Below are 18,267 nucleotides of genomic sequence, written 5' to 3' on the forward strand. Positions count from 1 at the left end.
AGCCGCCACGACTGCGTCTCACCTCGGCCATCGAAACACCCGACCACAGCCCCGGGGACTGACCCGGCGGCGATGAACACGATCGTGAAGGACACCCATGCCCGCCACACCGACGAGCCCCGCCCAGGCCCGGCAGAACATGGTCGACACCCTGCTCCAGTTGCAGAAGGAGTGGCAGATGCCGGAGATCTCCGAGCGGGTCGCGGCCGTGCTCCGAACGGTGCCCCGGCACGTGTTCGTGCCCGAGGTCTCGCTGGAGCAGGCCTATGCGACCGACTACGCGCCGCCCATCAGGCGAGCCGAGGACGGGTTGGTCACCAGTTCGATGTCCGCGGTGCGGGTGCAGGCCATGATGCTCGACCAGGCCGGCCTCGAACCCGGTATGCGGGTGCTGGAGATCGGCTCGGGCGGATACAACGCCGCGCTCATCGCCGAGCTGGTCGGTTCCGCCGGTGAGGTGACCACCATCGACATCGACGCCGAGGTCACCGGCCGGGCACGCCGTTATCTGGACGAGGCCGGTTACCAGGATGTGCGGGTGGTGACCGGTGACGCCGAATACGGTGTGGCGGAGTTCGCGCCCTATGACCGCGTCATCGTCACCGTCCGGGCCTGGGACCTGCCCCCGGCCTGGGTCGCGCAGCTCACCGAGACCGGCCGTGTGGTCACCCCGATGCGTCTGCGCGGGGTGAACCGCACGGTGGGGCTCGACCGCGTCGGCAGTCACCTGGTCAGCCGCCCCGACCACCACCTGACGGTGTTCGTGCCCATGCAGGGCGCCGGAGCGCACGAAGAGCGCGGGATCGCTGTGCAGGGGGAGGAGATCGTCCTGTACGGCGCCGAAGAGCCCGTGGATGTGGACGCGCTGCGCACGGCCCTGCACGGGCCCCGTAAGGAGTTCTGGCCGGGGATCGAGTTCACCCGTCCCGACCGGCTGCACCTGTGGATCGCGGGCCACGCCGACCGGTACGCGATGCTGCACGTGGCCGAAGACGTCCTTGAACACGGTCCCGCTGGGCCGCTGGCCCGCCAGCCCGTGCCGGTGGTGCTCGCCGACCAGGGAAGCGTGGCGGTGCGCGCCAAGCGCGCGCTGGGCGAGGACCGGTTCGAGATCGGGGTGTTCGCCTACGGGCCCCACGGTGAGCGCGCCGCCCAGGACTACATCGACGTTCTGCGGGCCTGGGACCAGCACGAGGGTTCCATGGCCCGCATCGAGGTCTGGCCCAGCGGGACACCCGAGGCTGACCTGCCCACCGACCGGGTCCGGGTCTTGGACAAGCCGCACACGCGCACGGTCCTGGCCTGGCCCTGAACACACCCCACCCCCTGGGGTCGTGTCCCTTCACCCGAAAGGAAAACCACCATGTCCGAAAACCAGCTCGATGCCGACGGGTTCGACCTGGACGTCGAGGTCGTCGAGAGCGGACCTCGCCTGGACAGCCTGCTCAACCTGACCGGTGACAACTGCGGGTCCACGTGCGAGAGCGCCTGCTCCACCTCCTGCTCGTAACCGTGCCGGCCTTGGGCTGAGCCCCCGGCGCCGCGGCCAGCGGCGCCGGGACACCCCCCCCTTTTTTGAAGGAGCACACCCGTGCACCCTCGATTCACCGCCCACCCCACCGGTGTGCTGCGCGCGTCCGCGCTTTCAGGCCCCCACGAGGCGCCGCCCTGGCCCGAGGGCCCCATCGACAGCCCCGAGCACCGCCGTGCGTGGCTCCTCTGGCTGGGCCAAGTCCGTGACCACCCCATGCTGGGGGCGGCGATCAGCGACGCCAGTCCCCCACTCGCCCAGCGCATCAACCAGATCTGCCGCGAGGGGGGTAGCGGACGGGACCTGGCCGGGGTGGTGCGCTCCTGTGTCCGGTATGTGTTGCGCGCCCAGAGCCGTGCCGCACCGTTCGGGTTGTTCGCCGCAGTGACCACGACCCGGTTTACCGGCGCTGTGTCCGGACGCATCGGGGACCGCCACCGGCCCGTGGGGCGGGTGAGTACGGCATGGATCAGGGCTGCCGTGGAGCAGTTGGAGTCCTGCGAGGCGCAGTTCACTGCCCGTCTGAGGGTCACCGTCAACAACCTCGCCCTCATCCGGAGCGGGAGGATCATTGTCGAGCACCAGCCCGCGCCGGGGGCAGAACGGGGCACCTGTTCGTCGCTGCGCCTGACCGCACCCGCGCGCAAGGCCCTGGAGGTGGCCCAGGCCCCTGTTTCCTGGGCCGCGGTGGAGGCCGCGCTGAACACGGCCTTTCCCCGCCGGCCCGAGGCTGTCCGTGACCTGGTGGGCACGCTGGTGCGTCACCGTGTGCTGTTGAGCTGCCTGCACCCGCCCATGGACACCGCCGACCCCTTGGGATACCTCCTCGCGACAGCACGCGGGGCCGGCGCTGACCGATACCCGCGCGCCGCAGCAGTCCTGGCCCAACTTGAGGCCGCCCACCAGGGCCTACAGGAGCACGACACGGCGCTCACCCCCCAAGGGCAGGCCAAGGCGAAAAGCCAGGCCCGCACCGCTCTGGCGCAGGTGGCTGCCGTGGAGGAGTCGACCTGTGTGGATCTGCGGTTGGAAAGCGACCTGCACCTGCCGCGCACCCTCGCCTGGCAGATCCAGGAAGCCGCTTCCGTCCTGACACGCCTGTCCCCCCTGCGCGAGGGCACCCCTGCCTGGCGCGACTACCACCGCCGGTTCTGCGAACGCTACGGGATCGGAGCGGTGGTACCGGTGGCCGAGCTGACCGACCCCGACCGCGGGCTCGGCTTGCCCGCCGGGTTCCACGGCTCCCGGCTGCCCTCGCCGCCGGGCGAGGCGCTCTCCGAACGCGACGCCGCCCTACTCGACCTGGCCCACCGTGCCACCCTGGAGGGCACGGGCGAGGTCGTGGTGGACGACGCCCTCCTGGACCGTCTCGGCGCCGGCCAACTCGAGACGGTGTGGCCGCACACCGAACTGCGGGTGCGTGTTCACGCCACCAGCCGAGAGGCTCTCGACTCCGGTGACTTTCGCGTCCTCGTCGCCGGGGCTTCGCGCGGGGCCGGCACGACCGTGGGCCGCTTCCTCGACCTGCTGCCCTCATCCGGCCGAGAGGCTCTCAGCGAGCTGTACCGGCAACTGCCCACCCTGCGCCAGGACGCGACCCTGGCCCAGCTCACCTGCCCGGCGGCCTCCGCACGCGGCGACCAGGTCTCACGCACCCCCGCGGTATTGGCGACCCGGCTGGCGTTGGGACAACACCATCCGGGCGACCCCCACGCCCTGGGCCTGGACGATCTGGCCGTCAGCGCCGACCCGCACCATCTGCATCTGATCACCCGCCGCGACCTGCGCCCGGTGGAGCCGGTGTTCTTCAGCGCGCTCGAGTTCACCCGCGCCGCCCACCCGCTGCTGCGCTTCCTCGCGGAACTGCCCTGGAGCCGCACCGCCGTGCCGGTCCCCTTCTCCTGGGGAGCCGCCACCCACCTGCCGGTACTGCCGCGGGTGCGCTGGCGACAATGCGTCCTGGCCCCGGCCCGGTGGCGGCTGGACGCCCACACCCTCCCCCGGGCGCCGTGGCGGGAATGGGTCGAAGAACTGCACCACTGGCGCACCACCCACCGGGTCCCGGCGCGTGTGGAGCTCGGGGAGAACGATCAACGCCTCCTCCTTGACCTGGACCTGCCCGCGCACCAGGACCTGGTACGCGCCGAGCTGGCCGCGGCCGGGCGGGTGTTCCTACGCGAAGCACCCACCGAGCAGGACCTGGAATGGGTGGGGGGCCGCGCCCACGAGCTCGTCGCCACCCTGACCGCGAACCAGACACCGATCCCCTACCGCCTCCGACCCGGGTCCGCGCACCCCCGCAGTGTCGAACACCTGCCCGGCACCACGGCTGGGTGGTGTTCGCTGAAGCTGTACGGTCACCCCGATCGGACCACCGATCTGATCACCAACGAACTCCCCCGCTTGACCAGGGCAGGAACACCCCAGGTGTGGTTCCTGCGCTACCAGGACCCCGACCCCCACCTGCGTGTACGGGTCCGGGTGGAGGAGCCCGACCAGCTCCAGGGGCTGCACACCTGGACGCGTGACCTACGCGAGCGAGGCCTGGTCGCCTCCGTCGTCCACGACACCTACACCCCCGAATCCGGCAGGTTCGGCCCCGGTGCGGCGATGGAGGCCGCCCAGAGGCTGTTCGTGGCCGACTCCCGCGCCGTGGCCGCCCAGCTGGCCACCGACTCGACCGCCAACGGTAAGCGGGTGTGGGCGGCGGTGAGCATGACCGGCCTGGTCCACCACCTTCTGGGCGACGAACCGGCCGCCCGACGGTGGCTCATCGACCACGCACCCCCCGGCGTCACCGACCGCGGCGAGGCCACACAGACGATCACGCTCACCGCACCGGGCCACACACCACACCTTCCCGATCCGCTCCAGCGGGCCTGGGGCCGCCGTGCGGTGGCGGCCCGCGCCTACACCAAGGCCCTCGCCGACCTCGGCCTCACCGTTGAGGACGTGCTGCCGGACCTGCTGCACCTGCACACCACACGCTTGTTCGGCCCCGACCCGGACGCCGAGCGGGCGTGCTTGGCGCTGGCACGGGCGGCCGCGTTGAGCTGGAACGCCCGCACCAAGGAGGAACGGTGAACACCACCGCCCAGCGGGCCCACGCCGCTGCCCGAAGGCTCCTGGACGAGCTCACCGACCCAGACCAGGTGACCTTCCTGCCCGGCAAACCGGCCCTGCGCACACGCCCCGCCTCGGTGGGTGGTGGGGCCGCGGGGGTGGCGCTGGCCCACACCGAGGCCGCCCGCACCGGACACGGCTCCTGGGAGAGCGCCCGCACGTGGATCGCCCGCGCCCTGTCCGGCCCGGTCAACGGCAGCGACACCGCCACCCTGTGGTCCGGTGCCCCGGCTCTGGGCCTGCTCACGGCCATCGCCGCGACCTCGCCCGCCCACCTGGCCAGAGCACGCACTCGCCTGGACGAGGTCACCACACGCCTGACCCAGCACCGGTTGGACCAGGCTCACACCCGGATCGGGCGGGGGCAACGTCCGCCTCTGGCCGAGTTCGACCTCATCCAAGGGCTCACCGGGCTGGCCGTCTACCACCTGCACACCCACCCCGAGGCCGCCATCACCCGACAGGTCCTCGCCTACCTGGTGCGGTTGTCCCTGCCGCTGCCCGAAGACCTCCAGCAGTTGCCGGGTTGGTGGAGCGAGCAGTCCCCCCACAGCCAACTGGACCCCCAGTTCCCTGGCGGGCACCTCAACCTCGGTGTGGCCCACGGCATCAGCGCCACCCTGGCCGTGTTGTCGCTGGCGGCGCTGCGGGGTCTGACCGTCAGCGGGCACACCGAAGCGATCGAGCGGATGTGCGCCATCCTGGACGCCTACCGCCACAGCGCGCCCGCGGGGGTGTGGTGGCCCTACTACCTCACCCCCCAGCGGTGGGAGAGCGGACCTACCACCGCCGCCTGCGGGCAACGGCCCACGTGGTGCTACGGCACCCCCGGCCTGGCCCGGGCCCAGCAGCTCGCCGGGCTCGCCCTCAACGACCAGGACCGGCAAGCGATGGCCGAGCAGAGCATGGCCCACTGCCTACGCGATGCCTCTCAGCTGGGCACACTCACCGACCTGGGGCTCTGCCACGGATGGGCCGGGCTGTTGCACTGCGCGTGGCGCATCAACACCGACGCCCCTGCTGCTCCCCTGGAAGCAGACCTGGACCGGATCGCCACCACCCTCCTGGACCAACTCGAGGATGAGACCCACCTGGATCCGGAGTTCCTCGACGGCCGCGCCGGCATCGCGCTGGCCCTGAACACCTACGCCAACGGGACCGCCCCCGGTGTGCCGTGGGACGCCCACCTGGCCCTGGCCTGACCCCAGCCCTTCGAAAGGAGCCGACCGTGCTCAACGATGCCCCTGCCACCGCCCAGGTGTGGTGGCAGGTCAACGTCGAGTTCCCCGACCCGGCCACAGCCGAGCAGGCCGGCGTCCACCGTCTGGCACCGGCCCTGGAGCAGGCCGACAGGGGGTGGTTCCTGATGCGTAAGAAGGGCGCTTGGCGGTGCCGCACCCCCCTGCCCGGGGCCCCGGCTGCGCAGGCTGCCGTGCGAGAGCAGGTGGGTGATCTCCTGGACGAGCTCGCCCGCACCGGGCACATCAGCAGGTGGACACCCGTGGTGTACGAGCCTGAGATCCGCGCCTTCGGTGGTAGCGAGGCGATGGCCGCAGCCCACACCCTCTTCTGCGCCGACACCCACCACCTGACCCGCTTCTTGGCCACCATCCACGGACCCGCCCGCCGCAAGGAGGTCTCGCTACTCCTGGCCCACACCCTCATGCGCGCCGCTGAACTGGATCCCTTCGAACAGGGCGACGTGTGGGATCGCGTAGCCGCTCTGCGCCCTCTGCCCTCCCCCACCCACCTGTCAGGCAAGATCTGCGGGCAGGTGCACCACCTGCTGAGCGTGGAGCCCGGCCCGCGCGCCGCACACTTCTCCCCCGGCGGCGCCTTTAACGGCTACGCCCCCTGGGCGGAAGCCTTCCACACGTGCGGGCGAACCTTGGCCGACCTCAACGCCCGCGGCCACCTGAACCGCGGGCTGCGCGACGTCCTGGCCCACCACCTCATCTTCCACTGGAACCGGCTCGCCATCCCCGTCTCGGCCCAGGCCGTGCTCTGCCACGCCGCTGCCCGGAGCATCTTCGACCCCGAAACGGTCGGACTATGAGGCGCGCCCAGCTTCCCCCAGCGACCCGGTACCTGCCGCTGGTGCCACGCCCCCGCCCCGCAGCTCTCCCCCTCCAACAGCGGGTCACCGAACTCCACAACCTGCTCCACCAGGCCGACCACACCCTTGCCCCCGAAGAGCAGGTGGCGCGCGCCTGCGAGGTGATGAACAAGGCCGCGCTTATCGCCAGCGACACCGGCCACCCAGGCTTGGCCACCACTCTGTGCTGGCAGCAGTACGAGACGTTCACCCTGGCAGCGCGCTTGACCGCGAAGGCGGCGACCTTCGCCCTGCAGCCCCTGGTGAATCTGGCCCGCCTTGCCATCCGCACCGGGGACCCCTCCGGCGCCTACGCGGTGCTGGGGTCCCTGTTCGAGGCCGCCGATCGTGGCGGCCCCGCGAACGTGCTCGGCCGCAGCTGCCCAGTGGGAGACCTGGTCGCCACCCCAAGCGATCGTGCTGAGCTACGCCGTTTCCTGTGGGCGGTCCTTCTCGCTGACGGCACCCGGGCGCTGTGCGCGGCAGGGCGTTGGCAGGACGCGATGGTCCATCTGCACCGCTACAACGGCATCGGCGCCCGGCTGTTGGATGGCCGCCAAGTCGCCGTTCTGGCCGCCCTGCACCTCCACGACCCTGACACCGCTACCGGCTTGCTGGCCGCAACGGACTGCTCGGAGGCATGGGAGCGCGCGGTGGCCGCGTGTTTGAACACCGCGACCGACCTGGTGGCCGGACGTGATGCGGTCGGCGCCATCACCACCATGGTCGACGCCGTCCAGCACCTGCCGCCCACACCCGGTGGGGCGGTGTTCGCCGCCCGGCTGGGCGTGCTGGCGTGCGAACTGGATCCCGACCACCACGCCTTGGCTGCGCACGTGATCGTCGGCGCCAGAGAGTCCGCGGACACGCACGCGGCTACCGCGGTGCTGGAGTCTGCGGTCCTCACAGCACAGTTGAGCGAAGAACAGAGTCAGGCGTTGCGGGAACGTGTCGCGCAGGCGCAACCGGCTGGGACCCAGCAGTCGATCGGGTTGGGAAAAGAGCTGGCGGGGGTCGGTGACAGAGCTGCTGCGTTTCTCACCGACAGCTTCCAAACAGCGGGCTTGGTGTAGCCAGCTTTGGCCCTGGGGAGGGAGCAGACCGTGGCGATCAGTGACTCCGACATCACAGGCGTGGTAGCCGCCTACCTTGACCGCTACCCCAACGAGGCGGAGTCGATGGCCGAACCGATGCGTTTGCTGGCGCAGGGAAGCAACTTCGCATCCCGGTACACCTTCCCCATGCACGTGACCGTGGGTGCACTGGTGGTCCGCAATGATGAGATCTTGCTGGTCAACCATCTCGCCTATGGCGGGATCCTGTTGCAGCCCGGCGGGCACTTGGAGCCGGAGGATGTCACGCTGCTCGGCGGCGCGGTGCGTGAGCTGGTCGAGGAAACCGACGTCGACCCCAGCCAGATCTCCCCGGCTTCGCATGACCCCGTCTACATCGAATACGGCCGTGTCCCGGCGCGCCCGTCGAGAAACGAGCCAGCGCACTTCCACCTGGACCTCGGATACTCCTTCACCGCCTCAACGCAACTGGAAATAGGGCGCATCCAGGAGTCGGAGGTGACGGGAGCCGCCTGGTACCCGCTGGCTGAGGCCGAGCTCCTGGTCGGGCCACGCATCGCGCGAGCAGCTGCGCCGCCGAGGCGCGGCAACTGATCGGGGGCTGGTGAAGACTTCCTTGCACAGGCGGATGCCCGCATGGACAGGCCCAGGGAGGACCATCCTGTGAACGATGATGTCATCGCGGCCCTGCGTTCTGGGTATGCCCTGTCCCCTGTGCGTTTGGAGCGTATCCATGGTGGTCAGAGCACGACCAACTATCGGGCCATGTGCACTGGCCACGACCTGTTCGTGAAGGTCTATTCCCGCGGTGCCCACCTTGAGGATGAGCGCCAAGCCATCGAGCTCACCCGGGTAGCTGGTGACGACGGTGTGCCCACGCCCCGTGTACGGGGATCACTGGACAAGGACGTCCTGTACCGATCCGGACCGGTCGCGGTATCGGTGTGGGAGTAGGTTCAGGGCCACCACGAGCTCCAAGGGCTCACCCGTCCCCAGCAGGAAGCTGCCGGCCATGCCCTGGGGCAGATCCACCGCACCTTCTCCCGCCACCTGCTCAGCAGGGAGCCCTCTCCTTGGGTGCAGGAGTGGTACGCCCCAGACGTCAACGCCATCCGAAACTGTGCTGAAGGTCTGCTCGACCTGGCTCGGGGAGGACCTCGACACGAGGACTTCGACGTCCTCGCAGAGCGCACTCTCACCGAACGGCTGGCCATGCTCGAAGAGGTCCCTGGCCTGCTCGCCAAGGTTCCCCGGGGCTTGACCACACAGGTCTTGCACGGTGACTACACTGCGCCGAACCTGTTGTTCGACGGTGAGGACCTGGCTGCGGTGATCGACTTTCGCCCACCGGTGCCCTACCTGGTGGCTTGGGAGCTGGGACGCATCGCCTTCGATCCGCGAATCATCACCCTGACCGATGGATGGATCGACTCTGCAGCCACACTCATCAGCGCTTACCAGGACACCAACCCCAACGTCGACCTACAGGACGTGCTCTTCTGCGGCCGGGTGATCCTCATCCAGATGTTGACCAGCCTGTACGGAGTCGAACAGCACTACCGCTCCCCGGGCCTGCTCCAGGACGACCTGGACCAGTTCTGGGAGCTACGCCACCAGGCAGCTCGACGTCTGCTGGAGAACCTGGAAACGGTGGAGTCGACACTTCACCGTCTCGCTTCTCGCCCAGAGCGCTGGTGACCGCGGATCTGTTGGCCTAGTAGCCCACGGAGCAGTCCGAGGGGTCCGACGGACTGTGCAGCGACATGTGCCAGGTGTTCACGGGAGTCCCCCAAGATGTCCAGCGAGGCCCCCGTAGAGAGGGTAGACCCCAGAACCTGTGGCACGGAAGGCCAAGCACACACCGGACACTCAACTAGGTGCGCCGTCGCATCGCGGGATACCGCGAAGGCAACGGCGCTCTGCGGTGGAACATCCTGTGACGGTTGAAGGACAGACTCTGCCGGGTGCCAGGAGTGGGCTCAAGTGCCAGGGGTTCACTAGGTTTCGCTGGGGGTACAGTGCTCCGGCGTGTGTCAGACCCGGTTCGCCAGATCGGGGTGTGCACTTGGCCGCCTCCTGTCCGGCCAAGAGCAATCCGACGCTTGCGTAGTCGGCTCGGCCTCTGCCTAGGTGGTGCGTGTGGTCAGCTCCAGCGTCCATCCATCCGCGACGGCGGCGACGTCAGCGTCCAGGTCTTCGATCTGAGGGCAGCCCGTGTTCTTCCATTCCTGGAGCAGGTCTCGCATCGTCTCCAGTGCGGGCGAGTCAGGGGCATCGGCCACCAGCCGGGTCTCGGGGAACAGCGCCACGAACCCCACATGGTCGGGAGTGGTAGTGCCGACCATGGTTTCCTTGCCGCGGTGGGCCATGGTCAGACCGTCCGGGTCGCGGGCGATGACCCAGAGCTTGAAGTGCTCGATCTCGGGCCAGCTGATGCTCACGGGCTCGCTGTGGGGGGCGTTGAGCATGCGTGCGAAGACCCGCTCAGCGAGTTCCTGGTCGCCGGTGGCGGTGATCCAAGGGGCGGAGATGTAGGAGGGGCTGCGCTCGCCGTCAACGGTGCGGGCCACCGTGGCGTACCGGGAGCGGTCCAGTGCCGGGGTGGTCATGGGCACGTACTGGCCGCGGTGCAGGCTGATCCGTCCGGGGGTGTGGGTGTCGGTGATCGTGATGTGGGCCATGGCGGTGGCGTAGGCGATGGGTGCGCACACCAGCGGCGCCACGATGATGCCGCCGGGGCGGACCTGCTCGGCCCAGGCGGTGGGCAGGTGAGGCGGGGTGGTCCAGGCGATGAGCCGGTCGAAGGGGGCCTGGTCGGGGGCGCCGGCGTAGCCGTCAGCGGCCAAAGAGGTGATGGTGGTGTATCCGGCCTGTTGGTGAAGCTGGTGGGCGCGGGTGATGAGGTCGGCTTCCACGTCCACCGACACCACCGCCCCGCCGGGGCCCACGAGTTCGGCCAGGAGCGCGGTGGAGTAGCCCGAGCCGGTGCCGATCTCCAGGATCCGCATTCCGGGTTCGATCTCCAGCAGGGGCAGGTGGCGTTCGATGACTGAGGGCGGGGTGGTCTGGCGGACGGCGCGTTTGTCGGTGCCGCGGTAGTGGGTCTCGTCCACGCGGGCCAGCGCGGCGGTGATGGCGGGTGAGGTGGCGGTGTCGGTCATCGTGTCCGGTCCAGTCGGTGGGTCAGAGGTGGAGGGCGGGGGTCCACGGCCAGGACTCGGTGTCCTCTTCGCCGACGGGAGTTCCGTCGGGGGCCTGGGCCCAGGCGTGGATGGCGGGTGAGTCGAATCCGGCTTCTATCTCTCGCCCCACGACACCGACTACTCGATCAGCAACCTCCACCAGGTCCGCCCCATTCAGAAGATCTGAGCCATAATGATGCCGTGTCAACCTCACCAAACCCCTCTGCCCCCGTCCAGCAGTACGTACGCGACACCTGCCGTATCTTCGGCTCCGGAGTCGGTGTCCCAGAGACCTCCTACTATGGAGTGCTAGAACGACTCCTCAACGCCGCAGGCAGTACGTGCTCACCACCGATTACCGCGGTGCTCCATCCAGGCGACATGGGCGCAGGCATCCCTGACGGAGGGCTGTTCGCTGCCCACCAGCTTCGCCGGGCCGGGGGATCAGGTGCAGCCTTCGAGCGTCAACTCCCTACCCACGGGGCGGTCGAAGCCAAGCCCTTGGAAACCGATCTGAACAAGATCGCTTCCTCAGCTCAGGCAAAGAAGTACCTGCGCCGCTACGGCAAGCTCTTGCTGACCAACTTCCACGAGTTCGCCCTGTGGGAGCAAACAGCAGAAGGGCCGCAGCGCAGGGAAACCTTCACTCTGGCCAGCTCCGCTGAAGAACTTCAGCAGTTGGAGCGCCGCAAGGACTTTCCGGATGTGGCCGCAAGCCTGCACAGCTACCTCAACCGGGTGCTCATGGTCGGGGCACCGATCACCCGCGCTGAGGATCTCGCATTCTTCCTCGCCGCATACGCGCGCCAGGCACTTGACCGCATCGATAAAGGCGATCTGCGGGCGCTCAACCCTCTTCGTAAGGCTCTGGGAGAGGCGCTCGGCCTCACCTTCCAGGGAGAAGAACAGGACCGGTTCTTCCGGTCGACCCTGGTACAAACTCTCTTCTACGGCATCTTCTCGGCCTGGGTCTTCTGGTCGGAGCAGCCCAGAGACGGCACGGAGCGTTTCGATTGGCGCACCGCGAGCTGGCTGCTGAACGTCCCTGTGGTTCGTGCTCTCTTCGACCAGGTCTCCAACGCTTCCCGGCTGCGGCCCTTGCACCTGGGCGAGGTGTTGGACTGGGCTGGGGATGCTCTCAATCGGGTCGACCGTCAGGCTTTCTTCGCCACGTTCGAGTCCAGTGACGCCGTCCTGTACTTCTATGAGCCCTTCCTCGCCGAGTTCGACCCGAATCTGCGCCGCGAACTGGGCATTTGGTACACGCCACGCGAGGTCGTCTCCTACATGGTGGAGCGAGTCGACACGATGCTGCGCCAGGAGATGGACTGTCCCGACGGGCTGGCCGACGAGCGGGTGTATGTCCTCGATCCCTGCGCTGGCACCGGATCCTTTCTCCTGGAGGTGCTGCGTCGTATCCACCGCACTCTCAGTGAGACGACTGGTGACGCTCTCGCCGGCCACGATGTGCGCGAAGCGGCCCTGAAACGAATCATCGGGTTCGAGATACTTCCCGCCCCCTTCGTCGTCGCTCACCTGCAGATCGGCATGTACCTGCGCACTCTGGGCGCACCCTTGGATACCGAAACCGAGCAGCGAGCGGCTGTGTATCTGACCAACGCACTGACCGGTTGGCTTAAGGGAGCAGAGCAGCCCCAGCTCGGCTTCCCTGAACTTGTAGCTGAACGGGATGCGGCCAGCGAGGTAAAGCAGAAAAGTCCCATCCTCGTGGTCCTGGGCAATCCTCCCTACAACGCCTATGCGGGAGTCAGCCCTGAGGAGGAAGGCGGACTCGTTGACGTGTACAAGGAGGGCCTCGCCAGCTGGGGTGTGAAGCGCAGCAACATCGACGATCTCTACATCCGTTTCTTGAGGTTGGCCGAGCGCCGTATCACCGAAGCCCAAGGGGAAGGTGTGGTCTGCCTCATCAGCAACTTCTCCTACTTGAATGACCCTTCGTTGGTGCTGGTACGTAAACGCCTGCTGCAGGAGTTCAATTGCCTGTGGATCGACAACCTCAACGGTGACGCACGCGAGACGGGGAAGAAGACCCCGGACGGACAAAGCGATCCTTCAGTCTTCGCCACCAACCACAACCGCTCGGGGATCAGTGTCGGCACGGCGATCAGCACTTTCGTGCGCCGTCGAAGCCAGCAGGACCAGGCTTCTGTCGTGCTGTACCGGGATTTTTGGGGAAGCGAGAAAAAATCTGACCTGTACCGTAGCCTCACTACCGACCAGCCCGCGTACGCTCCGCTGGTTCCGCTACAGGACACCGCCTACACTCTCCGACCGCAGAACTTGCATCCTGACTACTTCACATGGGCGCGTGTAGACGAGTTGGCTGAGGCTGCTCCCATGCCAGGGCTGCTCGAAAAACGCGGAGGAACGCTCATCGACTCCGACCCCCAAGCCTTGGAGGGGCGGATGCGGCGTTACCTCGACCCGGCTGTGAAGACGGAAGACTTGGGCCAGGACCTAGAAGGTCTCGCACACCCATGGGCTCGCTTCAATCCAGAGAAGACCCGAGCGGCCTTGATCGCCAAGGGCGGCTACGATCCTCATCATCTGCGCCCCTACCTCGTTCGTCCTTATGAATACCAGTGGGCCTACACCGATCCGAAACGGCCGCTGTGGAATGAACCCCGACCGGAGTTGCAAAATATGGCCGAGGAAGGAAGTGAATTCTTCCTCGCCCGACGCAGGGTGCCTCGCGCTTTGGACGGAGCAGCTTTCTATTATAGCCCCAGCATTGGAGACGACCACGCTCTCCATAAGAACGCCTATTACATTCCCACCCGCCTAGCAGGGGAGCGCGAAGACCCGAACGGGCAGACCTCGATTTTTGACACCGGCCAGGAAGCACGCGCCAACCTGTCCACACGTGCCCGGGAGTGGCTTGCCGCAATCGGTGCTGGCGACCCAGACGTTGATGTCACCGTCGGGGAAATGCCGTGGCTGCATGCGCTGGCTATCGGCTTCAGCCCTGCTTATTTGTCAGAGAACTGTGATGGCGGGGGCTTTCACTACCAACGTGTGCCCCTCCCAGCAGACGCAGCGTTGTTGAGAACGGGTGCCGCACTCGGGCGTCAGATCGCAGGACTGCTGACCACAGATACCCCTCTGTCCTCCTTGGTCGGAGACTCGGGTCAACACCTACGCGGGCTGGGGGCGATTACCAGCACCCACGACACTCCGCTGTCACACGAAAGCCTGCGCTTGGTCTCTTGGGCGAGTATTCAGGCCAACAAGGTCTTGCCTGCCAACGGGCGGACGAGCAGCCGGTCGTGGACAGCCAAGGAACACGATCATCTTCAAGCTCTCACTGGCACCTTGGGCCTGCCTCCCACAGCGATAGAACGTCTAGGGACAGCGATGGAGGTGCATCTCAACGGGGATGCTCATTGGTCCGCAGTCCCCTCTGCTGTCTGGGGCTACAAAATCGGCGGATACGCCGTTCTGCGCAAGTGGCTCTCCTACCGTGATGAACGTGTCCTAGGGCGTGCCCTGACTTCGGGTGAAGTACGCCAAGTGACCGCCACGGTCCAACGCCTAACTCTGCTAGTTCTCCTCGAGGAAAAATTGGATTCTTACTACCGAAACGCCCAAGACAATTCCCATGAGTGGCACACAAAGCCACCCTTGACCAGCTGATTTAGACAAGGGAGTTGCATCAAACAAAAATCGCCTTCTCCAGCGAGTCAAAAAATTCTGCTTCGACGCATGGCCAGGAATATCAAACCGAAGCAGCTGGTGCCAAAATTCCTTACGAGAGGGAGGCTCCTCATGGCAAATGTTGCCCCCCAATCTGGCCAAGTCAAGCCTATACACGACATCCATCAGCAGGAACACGAGGACGTTCTCCTGCTAGTGGAACGCTGGTTGGGTGTTGAACTCGACAGAAGCAGTGCGGCCTACGGCAACACCGGGAGCACCGTTGGATTCCGCACGAACACCGGCATGTGGGTGAGGATCCAGTGGCGTCGTGCTGACCGGATGAATGGTCAGTCCTGGACGGGTGCTGAATGTGCTTCGGTACTGACCGGGGTCTCCAAACCACAGCTGCGGCGCTCCGTACGCTGGCAGGACGAGCCTCGGGACGCGGTGTGGCGGGCTGATGAGATGACGTTGGTCAAAGCACCGGTCATCGCGGAGAACGGGAGTATCACCACTGATCCCCAGCTGGGTAACGCCTGGTGGTCTGAGCTGAAGAAGTCCCTGACCGCGCTGGCTTCCCACAGCACTGATCGTGTGGGCATGGGCCAGGCCCACCTGACTCGCCGCCTTACCGAGGTTTTCGGCGACGCTGTAGACACGCATGTGGACGAATGGGGCACCGCGCACGCTGACCTGCATTGGGGCAATCTCACCGCCGCCAAATGTCACCTGTTGGACTGGGAGGACTGGGGGGCGGCCCCGCGCGGCTATGACGCCGCCACCTTGTGGGGTTTCTCTTTGGGAGTGCCGTCGGTCGCTGACCGTGTCCAGAACGAGTTCCGCCAGGACCTTTGTACACGGGCGGGGAGGCTGTCTCAGCTGCTGTTCTGCGCCAACGTGCTGCGGGCCCACGCCCGCAGCGGAAAGACCATGCCCTTCACCGAACCGGCGCGTCACGCAGCTGACTCCTTGATCAGCCAACTGCGGGCAGAACAGGGAGAGGGCCGCGCGTAGCTTCACACGCGTCGGCGGTTGGTGGAAGCGGTGGCCAGCAGGGCTCGGTAGCTGACGATCGCCGAGTCGTTAGCTGGCAGCTGTGCGGCCTGGAGTAGTTCACGAAGATGGCCGAGCTGGTTGGTTCCAACCGCCACACGGCTGACGTTCGGGAGTTCGTAGGAGGCCCGGAAGGCGGCAGCCAGATTCGAGCAGGATGAGTCATCCGAAAGGAACATACGAGCGTTGACCTGGTCCCACACCGGGTCCGTGCTGTGCCCAGCGAACGGGCTCATCCCCCACCTCTGGGCTGGGGAAAGGCCCCACAGCGCGGTAACTGCTTCGATGGCGTGCAGGGTGCGGGAACTGACGGTCAAGCCTGAGCGCGCCATGAACACCTGCGGAGTGGACGTGTCCCCTGTTCCTTCGAGCGCAGGAAGAAGGGGCTGCGGGTTCCACGACGCGATGCCCCAGGAGGAGGTTAATCCGCTGGCCACCGCGGCTTCCAGTTCAGCGCCAGCGTCGGCCAGAACGTCGCTCGCTTGCTGGGGTTCCAAACGTGCGAGGGTGTGCTCGGGGTTGTGCAGAAACACCACGTCCGGGGACACGCCAAGCTCCTCCGCGCTCTCCTCCACGGCCTGCCGCAGCCGCTGCGGGTCCAAGGAGTGCTCACTGCCGCCCCTCCCGGCAGGAAAGAATCCGACCTTGGTGGAGATCGACAGCTCTGGCAGCAGGTCACCCGCACGCTGGGCGAGAGTGTGGTGGGCGGCGAAGCCGAGGTAGTTGTAGCTGGTGTCGATCCGGTGGACTCCGAGTTTCAGAGCGCCTTCGAGAAGGTCTCGTTCATAACGAGACCGGTATAGGCCGAGAACAACTCCGGGGTCAGTTGAGCGCACAGTTCTTCCTTGACCAGGACGTTGGCGAGTTGCGCGGCGTCGACACCTGTTTCCTCGGCGACATCGGCTACGCGCGCAGGGGCTCCGCTGAGGAGCATTCGCAGCGCCGGGGCAGCCTTGGCGGCGAAGGTGATCTTTTTGCCTGCGGCCTGGACAGTGACAGCGCCACCATCCTCGCGAACGTGTGGGGGAAATTCGGTCACGCACACCACGTCGGTGAGATTCCCGAAGATCGGCAGGTGGGGAACGTGCCGTGAAGCTGGACGCTGCTCTTCCCGGGCGGAGAGGAACTCCGAGGGGGTGTGGGCCTTGAGTAGTTCTGCGGCGGCCTGGGTGAGCGCCTCTTGCTGGGCCTCGATGGATGCGCTCGTGCTCCACCGTTCCAGGTCATGGCGGAACAGCTCGTGTTCGCGGGCCCGGTCGGCGAGCCATGCGATCCAGTTGGCTCCTGCGCGCTTGACGAAGCCGAAGGTGGCGTGGAGGCTGTAGCCATCTCCCCGGTCGGTGCGGGTGGCCTGGTGCCAGTAGCCGCGGGGGATGTGCATGACGTCGCCGGGGCGCATGGTCCCGGCCCAGAGCACGTCCTCGGGGGGCTCGTTGTTGGGTTCGGCATCCCGGTACATGGGTGCGACTCGGGAAGCGCCGCGCACCTCCCAGCTTTTCTCTCCTGCGAGCTGGATGATCACCACGTCATGGTCGTCCCAGTGGAGGGAGAACCCGGCCGCGTCCTGGGTGGTCAGGTAGGTGTTGACCTGGACGAGTTCATGCGACCACCACTGCAGGGCCCGACATGCCACTTCCATGGTGGGGTCGAAGAAGTTCACCTCGTCGAGTACCAGGGTGCAGCCATCGTCGAGCAGGCGGCCGAGTCTGCGCATATCGGGGATCCGGATGCTCTGACCGCGACGGCTCACCGAGTCGCTGAGGAACCGGGACGGATGGAGCTCCTCTCCCGCGCGAAAGCACCGGAACTGCGGGGCCGACAGGCTGCGTCTCATGATGAGGTCGAGCAGCTTGTGCGGAGTCAGCAGTCGAGTGGGGAGACTGGAGTCGCTCACGCTCCCGCGCGTGAATTCCTTGCCCAGCATGCTTGGCCCTGGCCAGCTGAGTGCCTGCTCGATCTCCCGTACGAACCGGTGTTCCATGGGTCCCTTCCAGGATTAACGCTTGCCGAAGCTCGGAGAAGATTTTGTTTCCGGGAAACGCTAGGGCTCGACGTGGGCGAATCCGTCGCGGTTTTCTCCGTCGTCGCCCACCGAGGTTCCCGTGGGATCGGAGTGCTCAGCATCGAAGCGGTCGTGGACTCCAGCCAGGACCTCTACGTTCATCACCAGGTCGCCAGAGGGGGCACTCATGACTCTCTCCTTTTCCGTCAGGGGTGAAGCGACATGAGGATATTTTCAGCCTTCCATGGAGTCAATAGGACATCTAGCACCAAAACCTGTAACCACAGGTCGCCGACTTGTCTTGGTTTCATGACTGTCGCACCAGTTGTTCTTCAGTTGAATAAATAGAACTAGTGGTGCTGATGTGAAATTCGCTCCGGCCCGCAACAGGGCACATCTGGGATGATCTTCGGCTCTACCAGGCAGGTGCAGAAGTTTGCGCTCGCCCATGACAGCGGCCTCGCCCGAGCTGACACGTTTTCCCTCCCTCGCACCTGCCCACACATCACAGACCGGTTCCGGACAACTTCATAACGCAGAGTCACAGAAGA

The 18,267-nt window shown here is 66.6% G+C and carries 15 protein-coding genes and 1 pseudogene; 11 read left to right on the forward strand and 5 right to left on the reverse strand.

Annotated features, from left to right (window positions below):
• The first annotated feature begins 97 nt into the window (after positions 1-97).
• From fxlM to HNR07_RS12555, 9 genes and pseudogenes are all read left to right on the forward strand, one after another.
• On the forward strand, positions 98-1,312 hold the full coding sequence (fxlM, locus tag HNR07_RS12515; RefSeq protein WP_184365132.1) for a methyltransferase, FxLD system: 1,215 nt from the start codon (positions 98-100) through the stop codon (positions 1,310-1,312).
• A gap of 51 nt (positions 1,313-1,363) precedes the next feature.
• Entirely contained in the window at positions 1,364-1,510 is a 147-nt protein-coding gene (locus tag HNR07_RS12520; protein ID WP_184365133.1) for an FxLD family lanthipeptide, read from the forward strand.
• Between the two features lie 81 nt (positions 1,511-1,591).
• Positions 1,592-4,615: a lantibiotic dehydratase gene (locus HNR07_RS12525; protein ID WP_184365134.1), complete on the forward strand. Its 3,024-nt coding sequence runs from the start codon at positions 1,592-1,594 to the stop codon at positions 4,613-4,615.
• Complete coding sequence (locus tag HNR07_RS12530; RefSeq protein ID WP_184365135.1) at positions 4,612-5,856, forward strand: lanthionine synthetase C family protein; 1,245 nt, start codon at positions 4,612-4,614, stop codon at positions 5,854-5,856. The genes HNR07_RS12525 and HNR07_RS12530 overlap by 4 nt, the downstream gene beginning before the upstream one ends.
• A gap of 26 nt (positions 5,857-5,882) precedes the next feature.
• Positions 5,883-6,710, forward strand: coding sequence for a thiopeptide-type bacteriocin biosynthesis protein (locus tag HNR07_RS12535; RefSeq protein ID WP_184365136.1), 828 nt, complete (start codon positions 5,883-5,885; stop codon positions 6,708-6,710).
• Positions 6,707-7,822: a hypothetical protein gene (locus tag HNR07_RS12540; protein ID WP_246420279.1), complete on the forward strand. Its 1,116-nt coding sequence runs from the start codon at positions 6,707-6,709 to the stop codon at positions 7,820-7,822. Before HNR07_RS12535 ends, HNR07_RS12540 begins: the two co-directional genes overlap by 4 nt.
• Before the next feature lie 30 nt (positions 7,823-7,852).
• Complete coding sequence (locus HNR07_RS12545; RefSeq protein ID WP_184365137.1) at positions 7,853-8,416, forward strand: NUDIX hydrolase; 564 nt, start codon at positions 7,853-7,855, stop codon at positions 8,414-8,416.
• 69 nt (positions 8,417-8,485) lie between these two features.
• Positions 8,486-8,776, forward strand: a complete 291-nt coding sequence (locus HNR07_RS12550) for a protein kinase family protein (protein WP_184365138.1) — start codon at positions 8,486-8,488, stop codon at positions 8,774-8,776.
• A gap of 33 nt (positions 8,777-8,809) precedes the next feature.
• Positions 8,810-9,520, forward strand: a pseudogene (locus tag HNR07_RS12555) (phosphotransferase); the annotation flags it as partial.
• Between the two features lie 428 nt (positions 9,521-9,948).
• Here HNR07_RS12555 and HNR07_RS35575 read toward each other — a convergent pair.
• Positions 9,949-10,983 carry a protein-L-isoaspartate O-methyltransferase family protein gene (locus tag HNR07_RS35575; RefSeq protein WP_184365139.1) on the reverse strand — a complete coding sequence of 345 codons (1,035 nt, stop codon included), beginning with the start codon at positions 10,981-10,983 and terminating at the stop codon, positions 9,949-9,951.
• Between the two features lie 22 nt (positions 10,984-11,005).
• Positions 11,006-11,134, reverse strand: coding sequence for a hypothetical protein (locus HNR07_RS35580; protein ID WP_281386568.1), 129 nt, complete (start codon positions 11,132-11,134; stop codon positions 11,006-11,008).
• A 251-nt stretch (positions 11,135-11,385) separates the two neighbouring features.
• Between HNR07_RS35580 and HNR07_RS12565 the strand changes: the two genes are divergently transcribed.
• Entirely contained in the window at positions 11,386-14,658 is a 3,273-nt protein-coding gene (locus HNR07_RS12565) for a type ISP restriction/modification enzyme (protein ID WP_184365140.1), read from the forward strand.
• 69 nt (positions 14,659-14,727) lie between these two features.
• Positions 14,728-15,675: an aminoglycoside phosphotransferase gene (locus tag HNR07_RS12570; protein WP_221318793.1), complete on the forward strand. Its 948-nt coding sequence runs from the start codon at positions 14,728-14,730 to the stop codon at positions 15,673-15,675.
• 2 nt (positions 15,676-15,677) lie between these two features.
• Here HNR07_RS12570 and HNR07_RS12575 read toward each other — a convergent pair whose 3' ends face one another.
• From HNR07_RS12575 to HNR07_RS12585, 3 genes are read right to left on the reverse strand one after another with little or no spacing between them, the layout of a single operon-like run.
• Positions 15,678-16,550, reverse strand: a complete 873-nt coding sequence (locus HNR07_RS12575) for an aldo/keto reductase (protein ID WP_184365141.1) — start codon at positions 16,548-16,550, stop codon at positions 15,678-15,680.
• Complete coding sequence (locus tag HNR07_RS12580) at positions 16,472-17,695, reverse strand: JmjC domain-containing protein (protein ID WP_184365142.1); 1,224 nt, start codon at positions 17,693-17,695, stop codon at positions 16,472-16,474. The genes HNR07_RS12575 and HNR07_RS12580 overlap by 79 nt, the downstream gene beginning before the upstream one ends.
• Positions 17,696-17,755: 60 nt before the next feature.
• Entirely contained in the window at positions 17,756-17,905 is a 150-nt protein-coding gene (locus HNR07_RS12585) for a hypothetical protein (RefSeq protein WP_184365143.1), read from the reverse strand.
• Between the last annotated feature and the right edge of the window lie 362 nt (positions 17,906-18,267).

This window comes from Nocardiopsis metallicus (assembly GCF_014201115.1).
Classification (GTDB): Bacteria; Actinomycetota; Actinomycetes; order Streptosporangiales; family Streptosporangiaceae; genus Nocardiopsis; species Nocardiopsis metallicus.